We start from the raw sequence: 3836 nt of genomic DNA on the forward strand, positions 1-3836 counted from the left end.
GGGGGGCGCGTGTCCGGCCGCCGTGGCGCCCGGGGTGCTGGAGCTGGTGCGCGTCGATGCCCCGGACTGGTCAGCACCCGGCGTTCCGGACGTGCCGTGACCCGGCGTGGCGGCGGGCGCGGGAAGGGCCGGGACTGAGGACGGCGACGGCTGGACATGCTCGGGGGCCGGTGTACCGTGGCCCGGAGTCTGGAAGATGACCCCGACGGTGTGGCTGACGCTGTGCCGGAAGTCCTCGCTGGATGCCGCCACGGCGCCGGCACCAAGGGTCATGGCACCCACGACGGCGCCACCGACGATTGCCAGCCGGCGCTTCCGGCCGCGGCGCCCGGCCAGGCTGGTGACCCCGGCCGGCAGCGATTCATCGGCGTCATTCTTCGCGAACGCGACGGTGGGCAGCGCCGTCGTCGTGGCTGCGTCAGGGGCGGCGGCAAGACCGGTTGCTCCCGCTGCCCCGGCCGCGAGCAGGGCCGCGAGGTCGGCGCGGGGCGCGGGAGCCGCATCCGGGACCACAGCGCGGAGCTGTTCCAGCGCGCTCCGAAGCTCGGCCGCGGATTCGAGGCCGGAGTCGCCCAGCATCGCCTGGATGGTGCCATCCTGCTGGGGGTCGCGGGTGCCGGTCATGATGCTGCGTGGTCCTTTTCGGTTACGAGTTCGCGCAGGGCACTGAGCCCGCGGCGCTGAAGCTGTTTGATGGCACCCGGCGTCTTGTCCATAATGCCGGCCACCTGTTCGATGGAAAGGTCCGCGACGATCCGCAGGACCAGAACTTCGCGCTGCTCCTCATTGAGCCTCGCGAGAGTGTCCGAGATACCGCCCAGGGATCCGAGCACTTCGTCCTCGGCGGATGCCGAGTACCTGGCGTCGTTCAGGGGGTCGTATTCGGCCAAATGCGGAGTGCGTTCTGCCCGCCGCCTGTAGTCGACCAGCCGCGCGTGGGCGACGGAGAAAATGAAGGTCCTTAGACCTGCGTGGCCGCCGCTGACGCCGGCCAGCTTTGGCAGGACGTCCACGAACACATCCTGGGTCAGGGCCTCGGCGTCGTCCACGCCCCGGGCCCGGAAGTAGCCCAGCACGGCCGGGGAAATAACCGTGTACACCGCGCTGAAACCTGAAGGGTCACCAGCTAAGGCGGCTGACAATTCGTCATCGCTTAGCTGCTGTGCCAAGAGGCTGTCCTTCCGTTACTGCTGGGGTGCGGCCCCCGCAATTCTAGCGACCGCACCCCGGAGCCCTCCAAAGTGAGGGCTCCCTCCTTGCTTTCAGACCCATGTCGGGTCCAGGCCAAACAGCCGGAATTTACTTGTCGTGCTGGGGCAGCTCGACGGACGGCTGAGCCGGAACGGACGGCTGGGCCGGAACAGCCGGGGTTGCCGGAATAGCAGGGGTTGCCGGAACGCCCTTGGCACCGGGGACGGCAGGTGTCGCCGGTGTCGCCGGAACTGCGGCGTGGATGTTGGCGTTGGCGCGTGCCTCCCCGGCAGCACCCTTGACGCTGGCGTCGCCCTTGACGGTGGCTCCGTCCTTTGCGTCGGCGGAGCCGTCGACGGCACCTTCGGTGCCGTCCACGTCGGTTTCGGCGTCGCCCTTGGCCTTGCCGTCAGTCGACGGCGCGGCCGGAACTGCGGGGACGGCCGGCTTTGCCGGGAGCGTAGGCGTGGCCGGGACAGCCGGCGTGGCGGGCGTAGCGTGGCTCACTTCAGCCTGCTCGGTGCTGGACATCTGAGCGGCATTGGCCAGTCCGATGCCGGAGAAACCTCCGACTGCCAGAATGGCGGCGCCGACAGCGATCTTGGTGGTCTTGCTAACACTCTTCATTACAGACGTACATCCTTTGTTTTTTTGGTTTGAAGGCGGGCTGAGGCCTCATGGGGGCAGTTGACAGCCCACTCTCGCCAGAAAAGGCTGGCCGGCGCCCATGGGGGCAGGCGCCGGCCGGCACTTACGGTGGAAGGCCAGCCGGTGTCTGGTGGGGGGTCCAAGACTCCGGAGGCGCTTACAAAGGAGTAATCGCTGGGCGGGCCCGAAAGGTTACGCACCAATCGGAAATTTTCTTGATTTCTTTTTTGAGCCGGCGCTGCCGGGGCTTAACGACGACGGCGGCGGGCCCCGCTAGGGAACCCGCCGCCGTGGTGCGCCGGGTCAGGAGCGGAAGAGTCCGCTGTAGGCGTTCAGGGCGATCTGGCCGCCGAGGTGGGCGTAGAGGACATTGCTGCCGGCCGGAATTTCCCGGCTTTTCACGAGGTCGATCAGCCCGGCGAGGGACTTTCCCTCGTAGACGGGATCGGTGATCATGGCCTCGAGCGAGGCGCCCAGCCGAATGGCCTCCAGGGTGGAATCGACGGGAATCCCATAGAGGTCCCCGGCCCAGCCCTCCATGACGTTGATTTCCTCGTCCCGGAGTTCCCTGCCCAGGCCGATCAGCTCGGCGGTGTTCCGGGCGATGCGTTCCACCTGGTCACGGGTCTTCGCCAGGGTTGCCGACGCGTCGATGCCGATCACGCGGCGCGGTTTGTCCTGGCCGGCAAAACCCGCGATCATCCCGGCGTGGGTGGAGCCCGTGACGGTGCAGACGACAATCGTGTCGAAAAAGATGCCAAGCTCGCGCTCCTGCTCTTCCACCTCGTAGGCCCAGTTGGCGAAGCCCAGACCGCCCAGCCTGTGGTCTGACCCGCCGGCCGGGATCGCGTAGGGCGTGCCGCCAGCGGCCTTGACCTCTTCGATGGCGCTTTCCCAGCTGCTGCGGATGCCGATGTCGAAGCCCGCACTGTCCAGCCGCACGTCGGCGCCCATGATCCGCGAGAGCAGGATGTTGCCTACCCGGTCAGACAACGGATCGGGCCAGTCGACCCAGTTTTCCTGAACCAGGCGTGCTTTGAGGCCGAGTTTCGCCGCCACCGCCGCGACCTGGCGGGTGTGGTTGGACTGGTAGCCGCCAATCGAAACGAGGGTGTCCGCACCCTGCGCCAGGGCCTCCGGGACGAAGTACTCCAGCTTGCGCGTCTTGTTGCCGCCAAACGCGAGGCCGCTGTTGACGTCCTCGCGTTTCGCCCAGATCTGCGCTCCGCCCAGGTGTGCGCTGAGCCGCGGCAGCGGATGGATGGGGCTCGGGCCAAACATCAGGGGGTAGCGTTCGAAATCGGTGATGGCCATCGTCGGTCCTTCGCTCGCGGTGGGAAACGGTCACAGCAAATATGCAATATATTGCATTGTCGGATACGGGCTCCGGAAGGGCAAGAGGGATATACGATATGTTGCATGCCCGTACCCTCGCTCGCCGGAGTCCACAAGAGGCCGCTGCTGCGGGACAACGTCTTTGACTCGATCCGTAACGCGATCGTCGACGGCACCTTCGAGCCCGGCGAACGGCTGAAGGACGCCGAACTGGAAGCGTGGCTCGGCGTGAGCCGGACACCCATCCGCGAGGCGCTGCTGCGGCTGGAACGCGCCGGCCTGGTGGTTGCGCTGCCGGGCAAGGCGACCATCGTGGCCCCGTGCGACCCGGCGTCGACCCTCAGCACGCAGCAGGTGGTGGCGGGACTGCACGAGCTGGCCGCACGCCTGGCCGTCCCGCTCCTGGCGGAGGAGCACCTCGCCGCCATGACCGGGGCCAATGCGCGCTTCGAACAGGCCCTGCAGGCGGCGGAGGTCGAGTCGGCACTGCGGGCCGATGACGATTTCCACGCCGTCTTTGTCACGGTCAGCGGCAACCCGGTGCTCCGGGAACTCCTGGAACAAACCACCCCCGTCCTGCGCCGGGTGGAGCGGATGCGCTTCGGCTCCTTTGCCGCCCGGGAATCGGTGGCGCAGCACGCTGAGATCATCCGGCTCGCCCG

The 3836-nt window shown here is 67.6% G+C and carries 5 protein-coding genes; 1 reads left to right on the forward strand and 4 read right to left on the reverse strand.

Annotated elements, in window-relative coordinates:
* The 4 genes from Y706_RS27555 to Y706_RS0116175 form a co-directional block, all read right to left on the reverse strand.
* The coding region (locus Y706_RS27555) for a hypothetical protein (RefSeq protein ID WP_028277421.1) at window positions 1-624 on the reverse strand (624 nt) is incomplete at its 3' end.
* Window positions 621-1169, reverse strand: a complete 549-nt coding sequence (locus tag Y706_RS0116165) for an RNA polymerase sigma factor (RefSeq protein ID WP_028277422.1) — start codon at window positions 1167-1169, stop codon at window positions 621-623. The genes Y706_RS27555 and Y706_RS0116165, both read right to left, overlap by 4 nt.
* Before the next feature lie 130 nt (window positions 1170-1299).
* Window positions 1300-1818 (reverse strand): hypothetical protein, encoded by a 519-nt coding sequence (locus tag Y706_RS0116170; protein ID WP_028277423.1) that lies wholly within the window; start codon window positions 1816-1818, stop codon window positions 1300-1302.
* Window positions 1819-2142: 324 nt separating this feature from the next.
* On the reverse strand, window positions 2143-3153 hold the full coding sequence (locus Y706_RS0116175) for a 1-aminocyclopropane-1-carboxylate deaminase (protein ID WP_028277424.1): 1011 nt from the start codon (window positions 3151-3153) through the stop codon (window positions 2143-2145).
* A gap of 105 nt (window positions 3154-3258) precedes the next feature.
* Here Y706_RS0116175 and Y706_RS0116180 point away from each other — a divergent pair.
* Window positions 3259-3836, forward strand: a 578-nt coding sequence (locus tag Y706_RS0116180) for a GntR family transcriptional regulator (protein ID WP_028277425.1), incomplete at its 3' end; no start/stop codon positions are given.

The sequence above is a fragment of the Arthrobacter sp. I3 genome, assembly GCF_000520575.1.
Taxonomy (GTDB): domain Bacteria; phylum Actinomycetota; class Actinomycetes; order Actinomycetales; family Micrococcaceae; genus Arthrobacter; species Arthrobacter humicola_A.